The 21082-nt window shown below is 57.3% G+C and carries 20 protein-coding genes; 11 read left to right on the top strand and 9 right to left on the bottom strand.

Translation table 11 applies throughout. The features are described 5' to 3' along the window. Window positions 1-13: 13 nt before the first annotated feature. Window positions 14-1567, top strand: coding sequence for a sensor histidine kinase (locus ACSQ36_RS35240; protein WP_436185657.1), 1554 nt, complete (start codon window positions 14-16; stop codon window positions 1565-1567). Between the two features lie 150 nt (window positions 1568-1717). On the opposite strand, the gene ACSQ36_RS35235 is transcribed toward ACSQ36_RS35240, so the two are convergent. From ACSQ36_RS35235 to ACSQ36_RS35225, 3 genes are all read right to left on the bottom strand, one after another. Continuing rightward, entirely contained in the window at window positions 1718-2848 is a 1131-nt protein-coding gene (locus tag ACSQ36_RS35235) for a helix-turn-helix domain-containing protein (RefSeq protein ID WP_436185656.1), read from the bottom strand. Then, window positions 2845-3441 (bottom strand): hypothetical protein, encoded by a 597-nt coding sequence (locus tag ACSQ36_RS35230; protein WP_436185655.1) that lies wholly within the window; start codon window positions 3439-3441, stop codon window positions 2845-2847. The genes ACSQ36_RS35235 and ACSQ36_RS35230 overlap by 4 nt, the downstream gene beginning before the upstream one ends. 122 nt (window positions 3442-3563) lie before the next feature. Continuing rightward, on the bottom strand, window positions 3564-4712 hold the full coding sequence (locus ACSQ36_RS35225; protein ID WP_436185654.1) for a CaiB/BaiF CoA transferase family protein: 1149 nt from the start codon (window positions 4710-4712) through the stop codon (window positions 3564-3566). A gap of 308 nt (window positions 4713-5020) precedes the next feature. Here ACSQ36_RS35225 and ACSQ36_RS35220 point away from each other — a divergent pair, with 308 nt between their 5' ends. Beyond that, entirely contained in the window at window positions 5021-5824 is an 804-nt protein-coding gene (locus ACSQ36_RS35220; protein ID WP_436185653.1) for a hypothetical protein, read from the top strand. A gap of 53 nt (window positions 5825-5877) precedes the next feature. On the opposite strand, the gene dapA is transcribed toward ACSQ36_RS35220, so the two are convergent. Together dapA and ACSQ36_RS35210 are read right to left on the bottom strand one after the other, a co-directional pair. Next, the gene (dapA, locus tag ACSQ36_RS35215) at window positions 5878-6735 is read right to left on the bottom strand and encodes a 4-hydroxy-tetrahydrodipicolinate synthase (protein ID WP_436185652.1); all 858 of its coding nucleotides are present in this window, start codon (window positions 6733-6735) and stop codon (window positions 5878-5880) included. A 72-nt stretch (window positions 6736-6807) separates the two neighbouring features. Beyond that, window positions 6808-7707: a DMT family transporter gene (locus ACSQ36_RS35210; protein WP_436185651.1), complete on the bottom strand. Its 900-nt coding sequence runs from the start codon at window positions 7705-7707 to the stop codon at window positions 6808-6810. 120 nt (window positions 7708-7827) lie between these two features. Here ACSQ36_RS35210 and ACSQ36_RS35205 point away from each other — a divergent pair, with 120 nt between their 5' ends. From ACSQ36_RS35205 to ACSQ36_RS35185, 5 genes are all read left to right on the top strand, one after another. Further along, window positions 7828-8301: an Lrp/AsnC family transcriptional regulator gene (locus tag ACSQ36_RS35205; RefSeq protein WP_213767510.1), complete on the top strand. Its 474-nt coding sequence runs from the start codon at window positions 7828-7830 to the stop codon at window positions 8299-8301. Window positions 8302-8564: 263 nt separating this feature from the next. Continuing rightward, entirely contained in the window at window positions 8565-8945 is a 381-nt protein-coding gene (locus ACSQ36_RS35200) for a VOC family protein (protein ID WP_436185650.1), read from the top strand. A gap of 369 nt (window positions 8946-9314) precedes the next feature. Then, entirely contained in the window at window positions 9315-9683 is a 369-nt protein-coding gene (locus ACSQ36_RS35195) for a BlaI/MecI/CopY family transcriptional regulator (protein ID WP_436185649.1), read from the top strand. Between the two features lie 5 nt (window positions 9684-9688). Next, window positions 9689-11257 carry a M56 family metallopeptidase gene (locus ACSQ36_RS35190; protein ID WP_436185648.1) on the top strand — a complete coding sequence of 523 codons (1569 nt, stop codon included), beginning with the start codon at window positions 9689-9691 and terminating at the stop codon, window positions 11255-11257. Window positions 11258-11378: 121 nt separating this feature from the next. After that, entirely contained in the window at window positions 11379-12947 is a 1569-nt protein-coding gene (locus ACSQ36_RS35185) for a M56 family metallopeptidase (protein WP_436185647.1), read from the top strand. Window positions 12948-13065: 118 nt separating this feature from the next. Here ACSQ36_RS35185 and ACSQ36_RS35180 read toward each other — a convergent pair whose 3' ends face one another. Continuing rightward, window positions 13066-13893, bottom strand: a complete 828-nt coding sequence (locus tag ACSQ36_RS35180; protein ID WP_436185646.1) for a class I SAM-dependent methyltransferase — start codon at window positions 13891-13893, stop codon at window positions 13066-13068. 355 nt (window positions 13894-14248) lie between these two features. Here ACSQ36_RS35180 and ACSQ36_RS35175 point away from each other — a divergent pair, with 355 nt between their 5' ends. From ACSQ36_RS35175 to ACSQ36_RS35165, 3 genes are all read left to right on the top strand, one after another. Continuing rightward, window positions 14249-14770 carry a GNAT family N-acetyltransferase gene (locus ACSQ36_RS35175; protein ID WP_436185645.1) on the top strand — a complete coding sequence of 174 codons (522 nt, stop codon included), beginning with the start codon at window positions 14249-14251 and terminating at the stop codon, window positions 14768-14770. Window positions 14771-15053: 283 nt separating this feature from the next. Then, window positions 15054-15515 (top strand): YccF domain-containing protein, encoded by a 462-nt coding sequence (locus tag ACSQ36_RS35170; protein WP_436185644.1) that lies wholly within the window; start codon window positions 15054-15056, stop codon window positions 15513-15515. Between the two features lie 508 nt (window positions 15516-16023). Next, entirely contained in the window at window positions 16024-16662 is a 639-nt protein-coding gene (locus ACSQ36_RS35165; RefSeq protein WP_436185643.1) for an HAD hydrolase-like protein, read from the top strand. A 531-nt stretch (window positions 16663-17193) separates the two neighbouring features. On the opposite strand, the gene ACSQ36_RS35160 is transcribed toward ACSQ36_RS35165, so the two are convergent. Continuing rightward, the gene (locus ACSQ36_RS35160; RefSeq protein ID WP_436185642.1) at window positions 17194-17655 is read right to left on the bottom strand and encodes a hypothetical protein; all 462 of its coding nucleotides are present in this window, start codon (window positions 17653-17655) and stop codon (window positions 17194-17196) included. Between the two features lie 541 nt (window positions 17656-18196). On the opposite strand from ACSQ36_RS35160, the gene ACSQ36_RS35155 reads away from it, so the two are divergent. Beyond that, window positions 18197-18673: a transposase gene (locus ACSQ36_RS35155; RefSeq protein ID WP_436185641.1), complete on the top strand. Its 477-nt coding sequence runs from the start codon at window positions 18197-18199 to the stop codon at window positions 18671-18673. An 844-nt stretch (window positions 18674-19517) separates the two neighbouring features. Here the strand turns inward: ACSQ36_RS35155 and ACSQ36_RS35150 are convergent. Both ACSQ36_RS35150 and ACSQ36_RS35145 read right to left on the bottom strand, forming a co-directional pair. Continuing rightward, window positions 19518-20345 carry a MipA/OmpV family protein gene (locus tag ACSQ36_RS35150; RefSeq protein WP_436185640.1) on the bottom strand — a complete coding sequence of 276 codons (828 nt, stop codon included), beginning with the start codon at window positions 20343-20345 and terminating at the stop codon, window positions 19518-19520. A gap of 156 nt (window positions 20346-20501) precedes the next feature. Further along, window positions 20502-21071, bottom strand: a complete 570-nt coding sequence (locus tag ACSQ36_RS35145) for a DUF4136 domain-containing protein (protein ID WP_436185639.1) — start codon at window positions 21069-21071, stop codon at window positions 20502-20504. Between the last annotated feature and the right edge of the window lie 11 nt (window positions 21072-21082).

Genomic DNA, 21082 nt, shown 5'->3' with positions numbered 1-21082 from the left:
CAAGGAGAACCCGATGGATGCATTGCCACCCGAAGAAACCATCCGCAGTGCCGTCGACCGGTCGGTAAACCGTCTGCGCCTTCAGCACGAGATCGCCGTGCAATTCGCGACGTCCGTGCTGCGCGTGCACAGCGCCAACGTGCTCCTCGACGAAGCCTGCAAGGCGGTATCGGCTGGACTGCGCTCGCGCTTCGCCAAGGTGCTGCGCTATCAACCCGAAAGCGAAACCTTCGTGCTGGAAGCCGGCATCGGCTGGGACCCGGCGGACATCGGCACAACCGAACTCGGCGCCGACGACGCCAGCCCCGCCGGCCACGCATTCGTCAGCGGCCGCCCGGTGTTGTCGAATCATCTCGGCACCGAACACCGTTTCCGCACGCCTGAACTGCTCGCCCGGCACGGCATCAAGCGCGCCATCAACGTCCCCATTCGCGGCATTCCTGAAACCTTCGGCGTGCTCGAAGCCGATAGCTCCGACGACGAAGACTTCAGCGAAACCGATATCGTATTTCTGGAAGCGATCGCGAACGTCATCTCCATGAGCCGCGAACGGCTGGCCGCGGAATCGCAAACCGGCGCCGACGAACTGTTCTCCACCAGCGTGCTGAACGCGAGCACCGACTGCATCCAGGTGCTGTCGCTGGATGGCGGTATCGAATTCATGAACGACAACGGCCTGGCAGCGCTGAGCATCGACGACTTCGCGGAGGTCGGCGGCACCACTTGCACCGACCTATGGCCTGACGATCAACGCCAGAAAGTCCTGCAGGCACTGATGAAATCCGTGGGTGGCGAACCGGTCCGGTTCGAAGGTCCCTGCCCGACCCGTGCCGGCGATGCCCGCTGGTGGGATGTGTCCGTCGCGCCTATTCTCGATACCGATGAGCGCGTCAAGCGCATCGTGCTGACCATGCGCGATGTCACCGAGCGGCACGAGAACGAGGAGAAACTCGCCGCGCTTGTGTTGAGCCAGGAGACGCAGCTTGGCAATTCGGCGTTGATGATGAAAGAGGTTCATCACCGGGTTCGCAACAGTCTTCAACTTGTGCAGACGCTGCTCGCGCTCCAGGCGAACCTCGCCGGTGATAAGTCCGTCGCCACGCATTTGCAGGCGGCAGCCACGCGCGTGCGCACGGTCGGGTCGGTGCATCACCGGCTCTATCAGGACGACGGCGCGGAAGCCACGGATGCCACCACTTACCTGCGCGGCTTGACGGCCGATCTGGCTGAATTGGCGGCGGGGCGAGAGGTATCGCTGGAAGGCGAGTCGATCGTGCTGCCCGCCGCGCGGCTCGCGCCGCTCGGGCTGGTGACAGCGGAACTCGTGACCAACGCGCTCAAGTACGGGCGCGGGACGGTGCGCGTGAAGCTGGAACGATCCGAGGCAGTCGTGCTGCTGACCGTGGAGGACGAGGGAGACGGCTTTCCCGTCGACTTCCCGAAACCGCAGGGCACGGGCCTCGGCATGCGGCTCGTGACGACTTATGCGGGCAAGGGCACGGGGGCGGTTACGGTTGACAGGTCGGTGCCGTTCAGCCGGATTGTGGTGAGGTTTCCGGCGGGGTAAAGGCGAGCTGACGGATAGCGTTGGTTCGCTTTTACGACGCAAGCCAATTAGCGACCGGTGAGACGAGCAATACCGGTGATACCAGCGATTTCGCCAAGCGCACGACAGGGACATCGGCCTCAGGTCCAGTCCGGTGTGCAAGAGCGTTCATCAACCGCCGGTTTTCTCGCGAGTTTGCCGGAATTGCGCAAGCGAAACAACACGATTCCCCGCCTCATGCTCGTCGTCCGCCAGGGGAGCAATTTCTGCGAGCAGGGCGCGGGTCATGTGCACGGACACGGCAATATCGTTCAACGATAAACCCAGTTTTTCTCTGAGAACGGTCATCGCGCTATGAAGAAGCTCCGGCTTTTCATGCGGAATGGACATGTCCTCGTGCTCGATGTGGCGCTCGCCTTTTTCAAACAGATGTCCTAACAGCGCGCGCTTATATTGGTCTTCACCAAGAATGTTCAGTTGCCGGGCGCGATACAGCATCGCTGCCTTACTCACGCGCCACCGCATTTTCAGTTGCGACAACGCTATCCAGTTAACCTGCGTGCCACCTCTCAAGGCCGGAAATTCTTTGACGAAGCTGCTTCGAGGAAGCAAGAAAGCACTGGCAAAACGATTAGCTTCGGACTCCGATTCTTTGTCTCCCGTCTTGCGGCCGACATGTCCAACGAAGTGACCGCACTCGTGCGCGTATCCGAAGCGTACGCGGCACGCTGACGCGTCGGCGCGGTTGGTCACTACGATTGGCCGGGACGATGCGATAGACAACGCATCGATACCCTTCGCCGAGTTTTCAAACGCGGTCACAACCGCTCCTGCGTTTTCAAGCACGCGAACCATATTGCCGATCGGTCCCATTCCTAACCCCCAATGCGCTCTGCATTTCTCAGCGGCACGCTCGGCCGCTTCAGGGCTGTCAATGGGATATTCGGGAAAGTCCAGCTTGGGAAGCCGCAATCTGGCATCAATCGAAGCGACGAACCGGCGGAAGAGTTCGCCTTTGGCGATGACGGTCTGCTTGTCGCTCAGCTTCGCAGTGGTCAACTTGCGAAAATGGAATGCCTCTTCCGGCAACGCTTGCGGCGCGCCCGGGAAAAAGAACTGCCGCTGCACGCGAAGCACCGAAGCCAACGCATCGACGAGTTCATCTGTAGGTTGAGCCATTCCTGACTCAACCCGCTGGATGAATTGTTTCGACTTGCCGACGGCGTCTCCGACGTCAGCAAGCGAAAGGCTTTGGGCGCAGCGGACCAGTCTCAGATTGGCCGCATCGAATTCAACTGTCATTTGCCAGTATCAGCGTTAGGTCGGGAGACGTCGTCGTCCGTGTGCAGCAGGTCGGCCCGGGGAGCGTCCTGATGAACCGCATCCGGTAATTGGTCATCCATGCTGCTGAGGACGCGAACATCGCCAAATCGCCATTCGCACAGCGCATCTTCCTCAGCGTTATAACCAACGAAATAGATTTCGAGTTCGTCGTTTTCAGTCAAAGGGCGTTGAACAATAAACCGGAAAATCACTGCCTCCGCGTCGCTCGGCGCGAACAATTGATCGGTCTGGTTTCGACGCCAAAAGCCCTTCTTCTTGGGCGACTCATGATCGTCGCGAAAAAACCGAAAGGGAACACCCTCGATTTCCAGCGTAACGTCCATCGCACTATTGGTGAGCTTGAGCCAATCATGTTCACCCGAGGTACCCAGCCGGATAAGGCGTTGTCGAGAACGGCCGAAAAAGAGCGTCCCGCGGCCATAGGAGCAGTCGTCCTCTGAATCGAGCAGCGACTCGACGCCGTAATAGATCTCGCGAAGATCGCGGGCGATGACGTTAAGACGTTCTTCCGTGAGCACGGGCTTCGACTTCCAAGGCAGCGGCAAATCCATATACCCATCTCTTTTTCGGTTTTTGACGAAATCGTCAACCGCATATTGTCGGAGATGCGTAGATTCGTCAACCGGGATCGATGTCAACAGTCTGTCGGCGAAAGGCGATGGATAGCCCCCGCCTAAACCCCCTTCGTCTCTCGCAACCTCTCGATCAATTCGCCCGGTACGTTCCAGTCCCGCAGGATCGCGTCGTTATCCTGCCCCGGACTCGCGGGCGGCGAACTCACCTCCGGCACCGTGCGGCTAAAGCGCGGCGCCGGGCCCGGTTGCGTCACCCCATCCACGTCGATGAACGTTCCCCGCGTCCGGTTATGCACATGCTCCGGCGCCTCGTCCATATCGAGCACCGGCGCAAAGCACACATCCGTGCCTTCCATCAATTCACACCATGCCTGTCGAGTTTTCGTCGCGAAGATGGCCGCTATTTTCGTTTTCAGCGACGGCCATTGCTCGCGGTCCATCTGGCTATTGAAGGCCGTATCGTCGATTCCGCAGAGCTTCAGCAGCAAAGCATAGAACTGCGGTTCGATCGCCCCCACCGACACGAATTTGCCATCCGCGCACGCGTAGGTATTGTAGAAATGCGCGCCGCCGGCAAGCATGCTCGAGCCTCGTTCGCCCGCCCACGCGCCAAACGCCTTATAACCGTAGATCATCGCGCCCAGTAGTGCGGAGCCTTCGACCATCGCGGCATCGATCACCTGGCCCTTGCCCGACCCGCGCGCTTCCAGCAGCGCGCACAACACGCCAAACGCGAGCATCATCCCGCCACCGCCAAAGTCACCGACCAGATTCAGCGGCGGTACCGGCGGTGCATCGCTACGTCCAATCTCGTGCAGCATCCCGCTCATCGCGATGTAATTCAGATCGTGCCCGGCAGTCCTCGCTAGCGGACCGTCCTGGCCCCAGCCCGTGACACGGCCGTACACCAGCTTCGGATTGCGTTCCAGGCATACGTCCGGCCCGAGGCCAAGCCGCTCCATCACGCCAGGGCGAAAACCTTCAATCAGCGCATCGGCCTGAGCAACAAGATGCAGCGCCAGCTCACGTCCTTCCGGTTGCTTGAGATCCAGCGCGAGCGAGCGGCGTCCGCGCGCCATCACATCGAATTTCGTGCCTTGCATGGGATACGGCGTGGCACCGCCGGTCTGCTTACGATCGATGCGGATCACTTCCGCACCCATGTCGGCGAGCATCATGGCGGCGAACGGACACGGCCCGAGCCCGACCATCTCGACTACCCGGATCCCCTTGAGCGGCCCGCTCATCGCAACGTCCCATGCGATAAACAATCCCGGCCCGGCGACGCATGAATTGCGGGAGACTTCATATTGGTTTTCCCTAGCGCAAAGGTTGTTCGAGACCAGCGTTTCTCTTAAGCACCTGAATTCCCGATGCTCTCCGATTCAAGAAACTCTACACCTTACGTTTAATACGCTCTCGCGCCAATGTCCCCCATTTATCTTTTCTAGCCGGGTACCATTGAATAGAATTGAATGGCAACGAATTGACTCGAATGCTGCTCGTGCAGCACGAAGACCAGGCGGTCCGCGATCATGTCCATGGGAGTCTGCTAATGAGTCTTCAGAACATCAAGGTAGCGAGCGCAAGCGCCGCCTGGGTTCTTCTTTGCGTGTGCGCGACTGCCCAGGCTCAAACGGCCAGCAGCGCGGTCGCTACGCCCGCGCACTCCCCTGACGTTACGCCGGTCGGCATTGTGGTGTCGCCTGGTTTCACCGGCGACGAGCCGGCTGCCGTCAGGGACGCGCTGGCCCGAAAAGTCACCGATGGCAAGACGCTCTCGTTCACGCATCGAGTAGAAGATCTGATCGGCGATGCATTGCCGAAGACGCTGCACGACTCTGCGTTGATGGACGCCAAGCTAAGCCGCGATCTCGCGTTCGTTGTGCCCGCACCGTATGGAATCCGCTATCGGTCGAAGGTCCACGTGATGACGGTAGACGTGGATCTGTCGGACAGCGATCACCCCGACACCATCGTCCTCAAAAGGACCATCACCGGACCGCGCGGCCGAAAGCTGGTGGTAGCGGCCGAAGCGAAATCCAAGGGCTATATACAGAACATCGATATCGTCGAACTGGATCCCGTCAACAAGCACAACAAGACGACAGTGCATGGGCGCTTCGTGCTCTCGCCGCAGGCATTTTCCGCAGAAGACGGTGATCTCGCGCTCGTGTTGATCTGTCGCGTGGTGCCGCCTTATCTGACGCAGACCAAGGACCATACCGACCCAAGCAACGAGGAGCCCACCGACATCACCACACGCACGGCAACGCTGCACGCGAACGTCGGCGATATCTGGCTGATCAATCGAGAAAAGGGCATCGTGCTAGCGAAGGGACTGCGCTTGGTGAAATAAGCGCGGGCCTGTTCACGTGAATCGCATGCGCCGGCCACCACGCTGATTTTCGGCTAGCTCGACAACAAGGCACCAAGCTGGTTGCGCAGCCGATCCGTCGCTTGCGTCATCGGCGCACGAAGTTCCTGGCGAATCATTCCCAAGACTTCGAGCGCACATTTCACGGGTGCCGGATTGGGCTCAGACACAAGTGCTTGAATCAACGGCACTAGTCGATGGAACCGCGCACGCGCTTCATCAAGACGCCCCGCCTTGATGTCGTTATAAACCGCAACAAAGTCCGCCGCGCGCACATGCGCACTCGCCGCGATCGCACCGTGGCCGCCAAGACATATCGTACTGAACATATTCAGGTCTTCGCCCGCCAGCACGGACAAACGTCCATCAAGGATCAACGTGAGGGTTGTTTCCAGCGAGCCTGCGCAATCCTTGATTGCGTGAATGTTCGGATGACCGGCGAGCGTCAACAGGGTTGCTATATCCAGGCGTACACCCGTTCTATAGGGGATATCGTAGACAATCAGCGGGGTCTTGCTGGTATCGGCGAGGGTGGTGAAGTGGTTCGTCAAGCCGACCTGCGACGGACGCACATAGTAAGGCGCAGGAACCAGCAAGCCGGCGATCGGAAGCTCGTTCAAGCGAAGCGCGCGCTCGCGGAGCTCCATCGCGTTATTGCCGGCCAGTCCCACCACGACCGGAAGGTTCTTCGCCTCATTCAGGATGGTCGCAAGCACCTGTTCTTGCTCAGCGTGATCGAGCGACGAAGGTTCGCCCGTTGTTCCCAGCGCAACGAACCCCGATACCTTTGCTTCAATGTAAGACTTGACCAGGTTTCGCAGCGCGTCGTGATCGACACGTCCGTTTGAAAACGGCGTGACCAACGGAATCCAGATACCAGAAAAAATCGACATTCCATACTCTCCTGTTCGACCGATAAAAACGCAGGATGTGCTTGTTGATCGGGAAAAATGCTTGATGATCGGCTACTCGAAAGCCGTTCGTTTGCGCGGCGTGAATTTCCAACCTAACGTAGTTCCAGCCGCCGCCAGCAGAATCAGCGCCGCGCCAACAATCTGTAGCCATCCTAAACGTTGTCCGAATGCAACCCTATCCACAATGATCGCCACGACCGGATAGATGAAGGACAACGCCCCCGTCACCGCGATCGGCAGTTTCTGGATGGCGCCATAAAGCAGCACGTACATGATGCCGGTGTTGACCACACCGAGCACGACAAGATCCGCCCAATGATTTGGGGTGGTCGGCAAATGGTGAAAGTCGACGAATGGCGCTAGCATGATGATGCCGAGCGCCACATGCAACAACGCAATCAGATGCGGTGGCGTTCCCTTGAGCTGCTTGGTCACGATTGAACAGATCGCATAGAGAAATGCGGCGCCGAGCGCATAGCCGATACCTTCCAGATATTCACCAGGCTTGGCCAGCACCGCAGGCTCCACTCGCACGACCAGCGCGAGGCCTACAAACGCGACACTGAGCCAGAGAATCGTACGCAGGGTAATTCGTTCCCGAAACACTACTGCGCCAAGCAGGACGAGCATGAACGGCTGGGTGTTATAGACCGTGGTCGCCATCGATATGGAAGCTCGCGAATAAGCCGCAAACAGCAGCACCCAGTTGCCGACAATCGTGACGCTGCCGAGTGCAACCAGTCCAAGCATGCGCCATGAAAACAAGCTTTTGCGCAGCATCCCTTTTAACGCACAGATCACAAGCAGCGTCGCCGCGCCGAACACGCAACGAATGAACACGACGTTCAGCGGCGTCTGCTGCGACGACACGACGAGCCAGCCGACCGTGCCGGATATCACCATTGCTACAGTCATTTCTACGCAGCCAACGCGCATTTCTCTCGAGCTCATCGCCTCGCCTTTCAAGTGGTGCCAACTCCATCTGTCTAGTAAGTTTAGTAGGCGGCCAAGCGCGATTCCATGTGTAAAATGAGCGGACATCGACGTTTTAACTTCAAATCGAAGGTCCATTTGAAGAATCGCCTTTCTTCCCCGCCGGGTCTTGTTTTGCTCGACCAGACCGACCGCGAATTGCTCACCGTTCTATCCGAGGACGGCCGGATCGCGATGAGCGAACTCGCGCGCCGGATTGGCTTGTCGGCGCCCAGCACAGCCGAGCGCGTGCGTCAGCTCGAAGCGCGTGGCGTGATCCAGGGGTTCGCGGTCAGGCTCGACCCCCGTGCGCTGGGATACACGCTTCAGGCCATCGTTCGAGTCAAGCCGTTGCCTGGTCAACTGCACTTGGTGGAAGAAGCCATCCGACGCATTCCCGAATTCGTCGAATGCGATAAGGTCACCGGCGACGACTGTTTTGTCTGCCGGCTATTTCTCAAGACGATCGAACAACTCGACGAGATTCTTTCGAAGGTCGCAGAGCGAGCGGAGACGAGCACGGCGATCATCAAGTCAACGCCGGTCGAACGCCGGTTACCGCCCCTGGATTGAACCGCGCGTCGGGACGTGCAAACCTTGGCGACGTCGCCGCGTCCTGCGGACGATCGAGCAGCGACGAAGCGGCCGGCCTCAGCGGGCTGTCGCGGCGAGTCACTACGTTGATTGCGATAGGCGGCGGCAGGTAGACTATAGGCAACGCGGCGATACTCTGAGCCCCCGGCGAGCCAGACCGGTGACATCTTTTTGGCCGTCTTGATGAGCCATCGTCATCATCCAGGCTATCAACGGCATTGTTATATAGAGGACACCAGTCGATGAACTTGCCCCCCGTCGAAACCGAGCCGGTGATCGAAGGCTTAAGCGCCATCACGTTGTCCACTCGCGACATGCGGAGCGCCGTGCGTTTTTACAAGGCGCTCGGTTTCCCGCTCTTGCATGGCGGCGAAAACGAACCGTTTACATCATTCGCAGCGGGCGTGTCGTTTCTCAATCTGACAGTCGAGATGCACGGTCCAATCAACTGGTGGGGTCGGGTGATCATCTATGTGTCAGACGTCGATGCAATGTACCGCAAGGCGCTCGCAGCCGGGTTCCCGTCGGCGTTCACCCCGCGCGATGCGCCTTGGAACGAACGCTATTTCCATGTCATGGACCCCGACGGGCACGAAATCAGCTTCGCGCGGCCATTGAGCTGAGCGCGCGATGGGGCAACAACATTGACCGTTTGTATTCAAATCCCCGTAAATGACTCAAGCTGGGCGATTCGCGCCAGGTCGGCAGCAAGCGACCCAACTCGGCTGTTTCGACCGATACGCCCCTGATGTCCGCTTTCGGAAGTACAGCAGTCCTCGCGCACCTATAGCGCATGGCCCTTGTTAGGGATGGTCGATCTTCTTGAGAACCGTCGGTGGGAAGTCGACTGTAAATGCTGCAAATTCTAATGATCGCCACGGCGAAAGCCTCCAGCTTCCCTCGCTACCTTCGTCGCTCCTGCCTACTATTAAAATAGTTGACAGAGTATTACTTCGATCCTACGATCTACTACATCTCTAGTAGGAGGCGTTTTGGACATCTCGCTGACTGACCGGGAAGCTGACGTCATGCAGATACTGTGGGAACGTGGTCCATCGGTTGTCAGTGAGGTTCGTGCTGGACTTACCGATGACCTCGCCTACACCACGGTTTTGACGATCCTTCGCACGCTTGAAAGCAAAGGGTATGTAACCCACGTGGAAGAGGGCCGGGGACACCGCTACGCAGCCGCTGTTCAGCAACAAGCGGCCCGGAAAAGTGCTCTGCGGCACCTGACGAGCAAGCTATTCGGTGGATCGACAGAACTGTTATTTGCGCAGCTGGTGGCCGACAAGAATCTCACGCCGAAGGAAGTTCGTCGTATGCGTGAGCTATTGAAAGAGAAACCCGGCGAGGAGTAGTCCCGATGCTGACGTGGATGATTTATGCGGTGTCGGTATCCACGGTTCTATCCGTGGCTGCGCTCATTGCGGAACACTCGGCACGGCAACGGCGATCGCCCAGCAGATGGTTCTGGCTTCTCGCGATTGTCGCATCGCTAGCAATTCCAGCGATTATGACGTCGGTTTCAATCGAAATCCCCATGGACCTGAGGCCATCAGTGCCCCGGAATGTGATCGCTCTGCATGAGATAACCTCAACACATTTATCCCCTGCAGTCTGGGTCGAGAATCACGACAGTGGCTCCGCAACGTTCCAGCATGTTCAATTCCATGCCAAAGACGTGTGGTATGGCGCGTCGATACTAATGATTTTTATTTTGCTGGTCGGCGCAACGCATTTGCATTGGCGCAAACGGCAATGGACTACTGCGTCCGTCTGCGGCGTTTCAGTGTATCTATCGACCGACGTCGGCCCGGCTGTTGTCGGCCTACTCCGCCCGCGGATTGTTCTTCCAGTTTGGCTTCTCGATTCACCCCTAGAGCAACAGGCTGCCGTCATGGCGCACGAGAACTCGCACATAGACGCCCATGACCCGCTTTTCCTCACAGTAGCACTTTTCCTGATCGCGCTTATGCCATGGAACCCGCCTCTTTGGTGGCAGTTGCGACGACTCAGGTGTGCCATCGAGGTCGACTGCGACGCCAGAGTCCTGAGAGCTGGGCACAAGATTGCTGTTTACGGCGAAACGCTAATCGCAGTCGGAGAGCGGCAGTCCCGATACATCGGATCAGTAGCGGGCATGTCCGAGTCCAGATCGTTTTTAGAGCGACGATTAAAACTGATGCTACGGAAACCGGCTAAGCGGAAATTGCTGGTCGCAGTACTTCTCGGATGTATGTCAATAACGCTGGTCACTCTGGCCGCACAAGTGAGCCCTCCTATCATGAACGATGCCTCGAACGAACATACTCAAGTGCCGATAGCCACCGAAATTCTGGATCGGTATGTTGGAACCTACAAGTTCACCGGTACATCGGTGATGAAAGTCCGACGCGAAGGTGACCACCTGGCTTTGCAACTTACAGGGCAAGGATGGGTTGAGGAGTTTCCAATGAGCGAGACGGAATTTTTTGCAAAGGTCGTCAAAGCGACCCAGACGTTTGTGGTTGATGATCAGGGACACGTTACTGCCTTGATTCATCACCAGAACGGTCGCGATTTCACATTGCCACGCGTCGATTCTGCCGAAGCGGAAGAAATTGAGGCGACTGTCGCTGCGAAGGTGAAGAGCCAGATGGCCACTCCGGGAAGCGAAGCTGCACTGCGCCGGCATATTGACGGCTTGCAGGTTGGCAACCCGATCTATTCCGAAATGTCGCCCGACTTACAACAGGCTACGCGCGAGCAACTGCCCAGACTCAAAGAGGACCTGAATAGAATAGGTCCTGTTGAAAGCGTCCGGTTTGTGGGTGTTGGCAACCAGGGCTGGGACATCTACCAGGTTACGCATGATTTGGGGTCTTCCACCTGGCGTATTCACCTCGCTGACAACGGCATTGTCGACGGCCTGCTGGTACAAGTGGGTCCCTGAATCGCTTCTGGAATCGAAAGGTCTAAAGCCGCCACAGGACGACCGGCAAGAATCTCACGTCCAAGGAAGTTCGTCGTATGCGTGAGCTATTGAAAGAGAAACCCAACGAGGAGTAGCTCTGATGCTGACGTGGATGATTTATGCGGTGTCGGTGTCGGCAGTTCTATCGGTGGCTGCACTCATTGCGGAACACTCCGCGCGGCAACGGCGATCACCCAGCAGACGGTTCTGGCTCCTCGCGATCGTTGCATCTCTTGCAATCCCAGCGGTGACGACGTTGGTGTCCATTGACATCCCCGCGGAGCTAAGGCCGTCAGTGCCTCGCAATGTGATCGCCCTGCATGAGATCACATCAATGCATTTATCCCCAGCGGTCTGGGTCGAAAATCACGGCAGTGGCTCCCTAGCGTTCCAGCACGTGCAACTCCATGCCGAAGATGCGTGGTATGGCGCGTCGATATTAATGATTCTGGCTTTGTTAGCCAGCGCAACGCATTTGCAGTGGCGAAAACGGCAATGGGCTACTGCGTCCGTCTGCGACGTTTCGGTGTATATATCGACCGACGTCGGCCCTGCTGTTGTCGGCCTTCTCCACCCGCGGATTGTTCTTCCGGTTTGGCTCCTCGATTCGCCTCCGGAGCAACAGGCCTCCGTCATGGCGCACGAGAACTCGCACATGGACGCCCATGATTCGACCGTCTTTACGATCGCACTCTGCCTGATCGCGCTCATGCCGTGGAATCTGCCCCTTTGGTGGCAGTTGCGACGACTCAGATGTGCCGTCGAGGTCGACTGCGACGCCAGAGTCCTGAGAGCTGGGCAAAAGATTGCTGTTTACGGCGAAACGCTAATCGCAGTCGGAGAGCGGCAGTCCCGATACATCGGATCAGTAGCCGGCATGTCCGAGTCCAGATCGTTTTTAGAGCGACGTCTAAAACTGATGCTACGGAAACCGGCTAAGCGGAAATTGCTGGTCGCAGTACTTCTCGGATGTATGTCAATAACGCTGGTCACTCTGGCCGCACAAGTGAGCCCTCCTATCATGAACGATGCCTCGAATGAATATACTCAAGTGCAGATAGCCGCTGAAGTTCTGGATCGGTATGTTGGCACGTACAAAGCTAGCGAAACAACTGTGCTGAAATTCCGACGTGAAGACGACCACCTAATGTCGCAACGTACAGGGCAAGGATGGATTGGAAAGTATCCAATGAGCGATACAAAATTTTTTGCGAAGGTCGTCGAAGCAACCGATACATTTGTGGTTGACGATTCGGGGCACGTTACTGCCTTGATTCATTACCAGAACGGCCGCGAAGCCACATATCCACGAATCGATACTGCCCAGGGGGAGAGAATTGAGGCGATTCTCGCCGCGAAGGTCAAGAGCCAGATTGCCACCCCAGGGACCGAAAATGCACTGCGCCGGAACATTGAGGGCTTACAGTCGGGAAACCCAATATATTCCGAAATGTCGCCCGTCTTACAGGAGGCTACGCGGAAGCAACTGCCCGATCTGAAAGAGGGCCTAAAGCGATTAGGCCCTGTTAAAAGTGTCCAGTTCGTGGGTGTTGGCAACCAGGGTTGGGACATATATCAGGTTACACATGATTCGGGATCGTCTACCTGGCGTATTCACATCGCGGACAACGGCATTATCGATGGCGTGCTAGTGCAGTCAGGCCCATGAATGGGTTCTGGGATCGAGCAGCCTGAAACCGCCAGCATCGATTCAACGACCGCTTCCCGGCCGAATTGGACAACCGAATGTCCGCGCACGAGCCACGGGGAGTGGCTCAATTTGGCCGTTAGGCAGCACTAGCCTGGATAAGACGCAGGCCCCATCCCGTCTTTAACGTTCCGTCTTCGCGTTGCATGGGCGCAAACGCCGACAATAGTTCGCTCTTGAACCGTGCGCGCGCTGTTTCCGACATCCTGTCTGCATCGTAAGTGTCCAGCATGTCCAACCATAACTGCTCGGGCGTAGGCGTCCAGTCAACTTCGATGTCCTCGAAGACGACATTAACGAAACCATGCTGGAGTAGTTCGCTCCAACCGGTTTCGCTGCGTGTGCGCGCGTCACCGAGTGGTAGGTGTGTCAGGTTCGCCTTCGCAATCGGCCTGAATATGTCTAAAAAGACTTCACCAACTTCCCCGGTCAGAAAGGCCCGCCCGACGACAGCGGAAAGACTACCGCCTTCACGCAATACCCGACGAATTTCACGGATGACTTGCTCTATGTCGTCCATCAACATCAAAGCCATGTGCGACAGAACGTAGTCGACCGAACCGGTATCAAGCGACAACTCTTGTGCGCGCTCATTGATCAAGCGAACATCCTGCGGCAGCACCGCCCGGGCAGCGCTCAACTCGCCGTCGCTCATGTCGAGGCCGATCAACTTCGTTCCTGCGTTGCCCCTGTCGTTCAGAATTTGCAGCAGTGGTCCATCACCACATGCCAGATCGAGCACGGTGCGCGACATCCCATCATTCGGCACCCGCTTTGCCAGCGCATGATAGGAAGACGGGTATTCTGCATGCGTGGATCGCGCCGGGTGGTTGCCATAGGCCCGGCGCGTTGCTCCCGCCCGGCGCCGATGAAAATCTTTTAAATAGATTTCTGCTTGGGATGTCATTCTTGCGTTACCCGATTGTTCAATTCTTGATTCTACGCCTGGACTCTGGATCGTCCCTCTCGAGGAATTGTCAACGATCTAGCCCTGTGGGTCGATTGACTCAGCTGGCCGGACCGCGACCGATGGCGATCGGCTAACATCGACCCTGAGCGGTCCCCCAGATTTATCGAAAACAGTCATTCGTCGTTCACGAATTTGCCAGATGACCATCTCACGTCCTCGAAAATTCCTCTACTAGGTGCGCCGATATCAAAATCGATGAAGGCCTGTTGGCTATTCCTCGATGGAGGTCGGAAAGCAGCAATAAGCTACCATCATCGGGAGACAAGGCTGCTACGTTCCCAAAAGGCAATCAATGCAAAACAGCGATTCCGCAAAGTCGTTCGTCACGCTTCGACCGATGTCGGTTCTCGAACTCGAAAAGATCGCCGGCATCGCTGACCGCGACGACAGGTTGTCGGCTCCCGAGATGGGGTTACCTCCCCCGCATGTGGCAAGACGGGCCTTGGAGAGGATAGAGGCAAAACAGTCGTCCAGTTGGTGCCTACCGTTTCTCATCGTCGGCGCGCAGAAGTTGGGCATCGCCGGAAGTTGCGGTTTTAAAGGTCAGCCAACTCGGGGCGAAGTAGAGATTGGCTATGGTGTTACCCCAAGTTTCCAGAACCAGGGAATAGCGACAGCTGCCGTTCGCGAGCTGCTCAAGCTAGCCTTCGCGGATCGGTCTGTCTCTCAGGTACTGGCAACAATTAACCCAAAAAACGTCGCGTCAAACCGGGTGGTGGAAAAACTCGGATTCGAACGCCGAGACCAGTTTACCGACTTCGATGGCGAGGAACTGGTTCGATGGCGTCTTTGTCGCGACGGTTCTTCGATCTAACATGGAACATCGTCTCGAACGTCTCCTGTTGGCCGCGTGCCGCCCGATGCGTCAGGTACACGCCGAGCCGATTCTGCCCTCCGGCCCGACGCGACCGCAACGGCAGCCCGCAAGATACAACAGTCAGGTCCGCAACTGTGTGGATCGGCGAGTCCCTCCGCCTTTACGGTCGCCGCCGCCATCGCCCGTCGGCCCTATGCCACTCTAAAGTTTTTCTCAGTGGTGTCGATAAGACGAGTTGGGCCGTTGAGCGGTTAAAAAAACAGAAACCAAGGGAATATAGATGCGTGCATTGGGGAATTTTTTATGGATTATCGCGGGGGGACTTTTTGCGAGCCTCGCATGGGTGATTATTGGCTGTATCGCCTTTCTTTCGATCATCGGGATACCTTGGGGCCGCGCGTGTTTCGTAATGGCGAAATTCACACTAGCTCCATTCGGTAAGACGGTCATGTCACGAAAGGATTTGAGCCTTAAGAAGGACGTCGGAACCGGCGCGCTTGGCACACTTGGAAATATTGTGTGGCTGGTCACAGGAGGCTGGATTATGGCGCTGTCACACGCATTTTACGGTGCCTGCTGCTGCGTCACGATCATCGGCATCCCTTTCGGCATTCAGCATTTCAAGCTTGGTGGACTAGCCTTGATGCCCATTGGTAAGACCGTGGTGCCGCTCGAGGTGGCGTTAGTCGCAGCCAAAATGAATGCCGAAGCACATGTAGCCAACCTGCGGGCGGGTGGGTAACTAACGCCACATGCCCCTGCGCCGCGCTTTCGTATCCATCGAATGATGCACAGGGCGTTTGGTGAAGGGGTGAAGGTTGGGCCGCCCATCCAGGACGTGAGCTAATCGGCGTCGAACGCGGCGAAGCAGGGCTTATCGAAAACGTCCGCTATCCAGGCCCGTCCCATCAACAGCGCGATATGGCGATCGTTTAGTACCCGCTAGCGGGATACTCTCAGATGATTCCCCGAACACATCGATCGTCGACGATCTGACGAAGTCTGCCGACTGACCGTTGTTGGCCGGTGCGACGTTGAACTGGCGGAGTGGGCCACCATTGATCCGGTCCACGTCGGGCAGAAGTCGACCTGGTATAGATAGCCCGTCTCGCTTTCATCGATACTGGTGGGACTGGCAGCGAGCTGCCAGTGAAAGCCGCACTTTTAATAGCGTCGCCTCTCGGCGACGCTCGGAGATGGGTTCGTTGACGTTACAATCAAGGCTACCGCATGAGCGCTCTGGTCTGGATATGACAACTCTAATCTTCGACCTGGATGGTACGCTGAGCGATCCTATACTTGGCATTAGCCGGTCCATAAACCACGCGCTCACCGCCGCAGGCTACCCGGCTCGCGCACAGTCCGAGCTTATGCAGTATATCGGACCGCCACTGGACGAGACGTTCAAGGTTCTCACCGAAGCGTCCGACGCGGAGATCCTTAATCTTGTCTCTGTATATCGCAGTCGCTACTCAGAAGTCGGTTTCTCCGAAAACACAATCTATCCGGGCATCCCATCGACGCTTCGGGAACTATCGGAAAGGGATGCCCGTTTAGGTGTGTGTACTTCGAAGCGCGCGGACTTTGCGGAAAAGATCCTCCGGCTGTTCGAGATACGCGAGTACTTCGGCTTCGTGAGCGGCGACGACGTCGGGGTGACGGAGCGACAACAGATAGCTGGGCTGCTTGTCGAAGGCACGGTGAATTCTCGGGCCCTCATGATAGGAGACCGGGCGGTGGATATGCTTGCTGCGCATGAGAACGGTATTACAGTTGTCGGCGTCCTATGGGGCTACGGGTCAAGGGCGGAATTGGCGCAGCAATCACCCCTACGGCTGCTCGAAGCAGTCGATGAGCTAAAGACTCTCCCCGATTTCCGTTCGGACTAACGTAGGTCTCGAAGATCAAGGCCCCAACTGGCAGATGCATTGAACTGCCGTTCCGGGCCGACGTTTCCCGGCTGTTCCGTTCGGCCGTACGCGACCTACTACTGACGTTCGGCCATACCTGTAGGAGACGTTCAAGTGGGCGTGTTCGGCATGTGGAACTTGAAGGTGAGTCGGGAGCGCGTACTCCTGAAGGCGCAATTCTGCTTGTCGCGTCCGACATGGAATGCGCCAGGAACGTGGAGCGTAGACAGGTCTTGCGGACCAGATGCGGTACGACCGATTCGGTCAAGTGCCTTGTGATTCTCGGCCGCGTGCTCAAGATACTGACACTTGAAAAGCGTGCCTAACTCGTTACGTGGGTAGATGACCGCCTCAGCACATGCGATGACATTCGAATCATCGCCGCCCCAGAAGGATGTGTTGTAAGGCGCTGCGGTTGGAGCACTGGCGCAAGATTCGCAGGCGATGCACAGCAGCGTAATCCCTGTCGCCAAAAGGACACTTCTGAAACCGTCTATCAAAGGGTAGCAATCAAGACGCAGATGACCGCCTTATCAACAAAATTCCTAATATGGCGGCGAAAAAAGAAGCCACTGCGACGCGCCCCATCGTTGCCATGCCGCCTGCAATATTTTGTTCCGCTTGCTTCTGAATCAGTTTAAAGACCTCATACCCGTTTGAAAGCAAACGGACAGGCTGAGAGCCACAAAACTCTACATGCATGGGCGAACCTGACGGCAGCCCCTTAAGCAGAGTCATCGGAACAACGCCGTGGGGATGACTGCCGCCCGCAGCCAAAAGAAAGGCATCGCTACCATTGACTAAATATGCCTTCGTTCCAAATCCACCGTCGATGTGCAGTATTCCGTCGTGGCTAACTACATTGCACGGAAGGCCGACTGGATTCTCCAGCCAAAAACCAATGAGAATCGACATTGCAGCGACGCCGACCAGTGCCCCGAATAACCCTAGAAATACGCCTAATATTTTCATTGATGCGTTCTTTACAAGGGACGCTTTATTGCGCCCGCTACGCCATCGCACGCCATGTCCGAAGTGCGGCGAGTGCTCCATTGTCAACGATTTAGCATCGGCCGTCGAACGTCCCTTCCTGGCCGCACGCCGCCTGTCGGCGATCGACGCACGCAGCCCATAACAGCCCGCCGACTTTCCGAGTAGAGACGCTCGAAACCTCGCGCTGGACGCACTCACCCGTCCGCCAACATGATGTTCAGTTCAGTTGCTGGCTGAGGATCCTCTAAAGCATGAACGGGTTTAGCGCGGTAACCATGTGAATAAGCTTAGGCGGAAAGCTTCGTTTGACGAGCATTCCGTAGCGGGTAGGCTTTCGCGCCAACTATCAAACCATCTAAGCCGGCATCGACTTAGAGACTAACTGCGCAAAGTCGGTGAGCGCGTCAACCGTGTAGGTACGCAGGGATTCGCACCTGTGCCTGATTGGCACGATTTTGGGTGCGGAAACAGAGCACGTATGCGGGGCCGCGCACCAGAATGAACTTGTACGAGGTAACAGATGAAGGTGTTCGACGATTTGACAGATAAAGAGTGGGAGCTGATCCAAAAATTATTCGACGAGGAGTTTGCCCCGAGCAGTCGACGCGGTCGGCCGCGAGTGGAAGCGCGCACCGTCGTCAACGCCGTGCTTTGGGTTGTGGCGTCAGGGGGAACTTGGGCCAAGTTGCCTGGCCGGTATACGTCGCCGAAGACCTGTCGCCGCCGCTTCGAGAAGTGGCAGGCCGATGGCACGTTCGCTGAAATAGTCAGGCGACTCGGGACAAGTGGTCGTGAAATTTCGCTGCCAGGCAAGATTCGCGTCACGTCTGCAAAGCCTCTGACACAGTCGTTAAGCGATCGCTCGCGCGGCGCGTTCTGGACCGATCCAGCATCGCGGCGCACTGGCCTAACGGCGCAGTATCGCCACTCCGATCGTCCCCAACCACCCAGAGAGCTCGACGCCCTGACGCGCGAGCGAATGATACAAATCACGTAAGACGTCGAGCCTGGCGACGTCGGGTGCACTGCTGCTCCCGATTGTCGAAGATCTGGACGCCAGTGTTGACTGACCGGTTTTGACCGGCTACTCGGTACTTGTCAAGGATTGTAGGACGCCCGCCTTCTATTGCCGAACGCCTCTTTTGTGAGTTAAAACAGTCACCGACTGAAGCGATGGCCATGACAGGCGTCGTGGTTTTATCAGCAGAGTGAATGCCTCGTCCCACTTCAATGTCCGACGCAACTCGGATACGGTGGTTGTTCCCCGGGTACGATCGAGCAAAGCTTCAAAGGCATGAGACCTTTCATCCTTCCGGCCCACATGTTCACGTCGATATCCATCGGAGTCGGCATTGCATCGCCTCTCCGAGACCATTGCAAAGTATAGAAATCCTTTTCTCCTTTGACAACGGCAATCACTGCGGTCTCACTGTGTCCGGCACTCGCAATAGCGCGGACGGTCTGGTTCCTCGAACTTGTACAAACAGCTGGCTTAAAGTTGGTTGTACTGAGTTGATATGCATGACCAGACAGCGGAATTCCTAGATCGATGAGAAATGAAGGATACCTGAATTTATAAACCTGCATCGGATATCGATGGAGAGAAGCTCGCCTGACGCGAGCTTCGATCGAACGAAATCGGTCTGACCCGATTCGGTGTTAACGCGGCGCATAGGGATTCGGCGGCGTCACCGACAGGATGATCTCGGTTTGCTTGTCGGACTCGTTCCGATATCGATGGGCCAGACGCCCATCGAAGGAAACCTCTCGCCACCGACCACGGTATAGTCGAAGCCTAGCGCGAATTCCAAACCGAACCACATCAACCGCCAAGGCCCAACTCACTCGAACCGATAATTCACTGCAGCGAGAAAATTCAATTCAGTTCGTTGCTCGGTGATTGGGCTATGCCCTGCGTTGTGCTCCAACCGACCCGCCGTAAGCGAGACCGAACCCGTCCATTTCTTCGAAAAATCGTAGCTGACGTAGGTGTTGAGGTGAACGTCCCGAATGCCCGAGCTCGTGTCATAGACCGGCAAACCAGAAGCAGCGCTTTGACTGGCGGAAACGCCGAACAGTGTCCGGTTATAGACGGCATTAGCCCACGTCACGCCGGGCCCGACCGACACCAGCAGCTTCGAAGTAAGCGGCATATTCGCCACCAGATCGCCACTGACGAGCAAACCCTGCCCTGTCCCCGCGATGTCCTGATAAGCCGCGACCGAGCCCATCAACAGAGACACCGAATAATCCGCAAACACTTTCAGCTTGGGTCCGTAATGCACATTACCCAGGCCGCGGAGATGCGGATCGTCGGACTCGTTACGCGATTGGAAATCGAAGCTGATTGCCGTGCCGAAATGATAAGCCGGGCCTTTCAGGAGATTGATGCCGAGCACGTCGAGACCTTGTGAGAAGATCCGGTCGTCGTAGGAAATATCGAGCGACGGCAGCGGCAGCACCTGGAACGCACGGGAACCGGGGTATTTCGGCGACACCATCAACGCGGGGCCGATCGAAACCTTCCATAGACCGGCGGCAGCGACGCTTGCGTCGGGGGAAGCGCCGGCATCCGCCGCAGTGCCTGGCTCGTCCGCAACGGCGGCGTTCGTCAGCCAGACGCAAGTGAATGAGGCTACGGTGCAACGGCAAAAATCGGCAAACTTCACTGCGGGTTCCCTGGCATATCGAGTCCTTCGGACTCGTGTGGACTGAACGTCTTCAGCGGCTTGGGCGTCGCCTGCAATGCTCGCCGCTTCGTTCCGGCGCAAGAATACGCCAATCTCCGCGCACCAATCTCCCGCACGCTGATCTTCCGTTAGCCGCTAATCACAATGCGCGACTTCGCGCCGCTCGGCATTGTGCATGGGAAAGTCCGCGAACGCACAACTCATGAGGCTGTGCAGCGCCGCCCCGCCGGCCGGGTCGCGATCCGCATGCGTCGCGCTCACCTGATAACTCAGCGCTCCGCTCGACCGCTGGACAAACTGGACGGTCAGCGCATGAACATAGTGTTTGCGTCCAAACCACTCCTTCTGCGGCACGACGTCATCGCATGCGCTTTCGGGCGCGCCAGTGCACTCGGCGCGCACGCGCACGGCTTGCGGACGCGTTGCATAAGCCAGCTTGACGAGGTAGTCCGCGCTGTTCGGCGGCGCCTGCCGCAAGCCCTTCGCAGCCAGTACTTCATCAAGCCTGCGCGCCGACGCGGCAGAGGCCGCAGGGTCGCCCTGAGGCTCGACATTCGATGATTGCAACGCATAGGTCTTGACGCCCGCCGTCGCGAAATCTCCGCCAGATGCACTGTAAGCACTGATCCTCACCGGCGGCTCGCTGGCGCAACCGCTCAGGAGCGCGAGAAGGAAAATGGCGCTTGCCATCGATCGTATGTTCACTTCGTTCCCCA

Origin of the sequence: Caballeronia sp. LjRoot34 (assembly GCF_964253815.1) — a bacterium.
Classification (GTDB): domain Bacteria; phylum Pseudomonadota; class Gammaproteobacteria; order Burkholderiales; family Burkholderiaceae; genus Caballeronia.
Note: the sequence above shows the minus strand (reverse complement) of the source record. Positions and strands in the feature narration are given on the sequence as shown.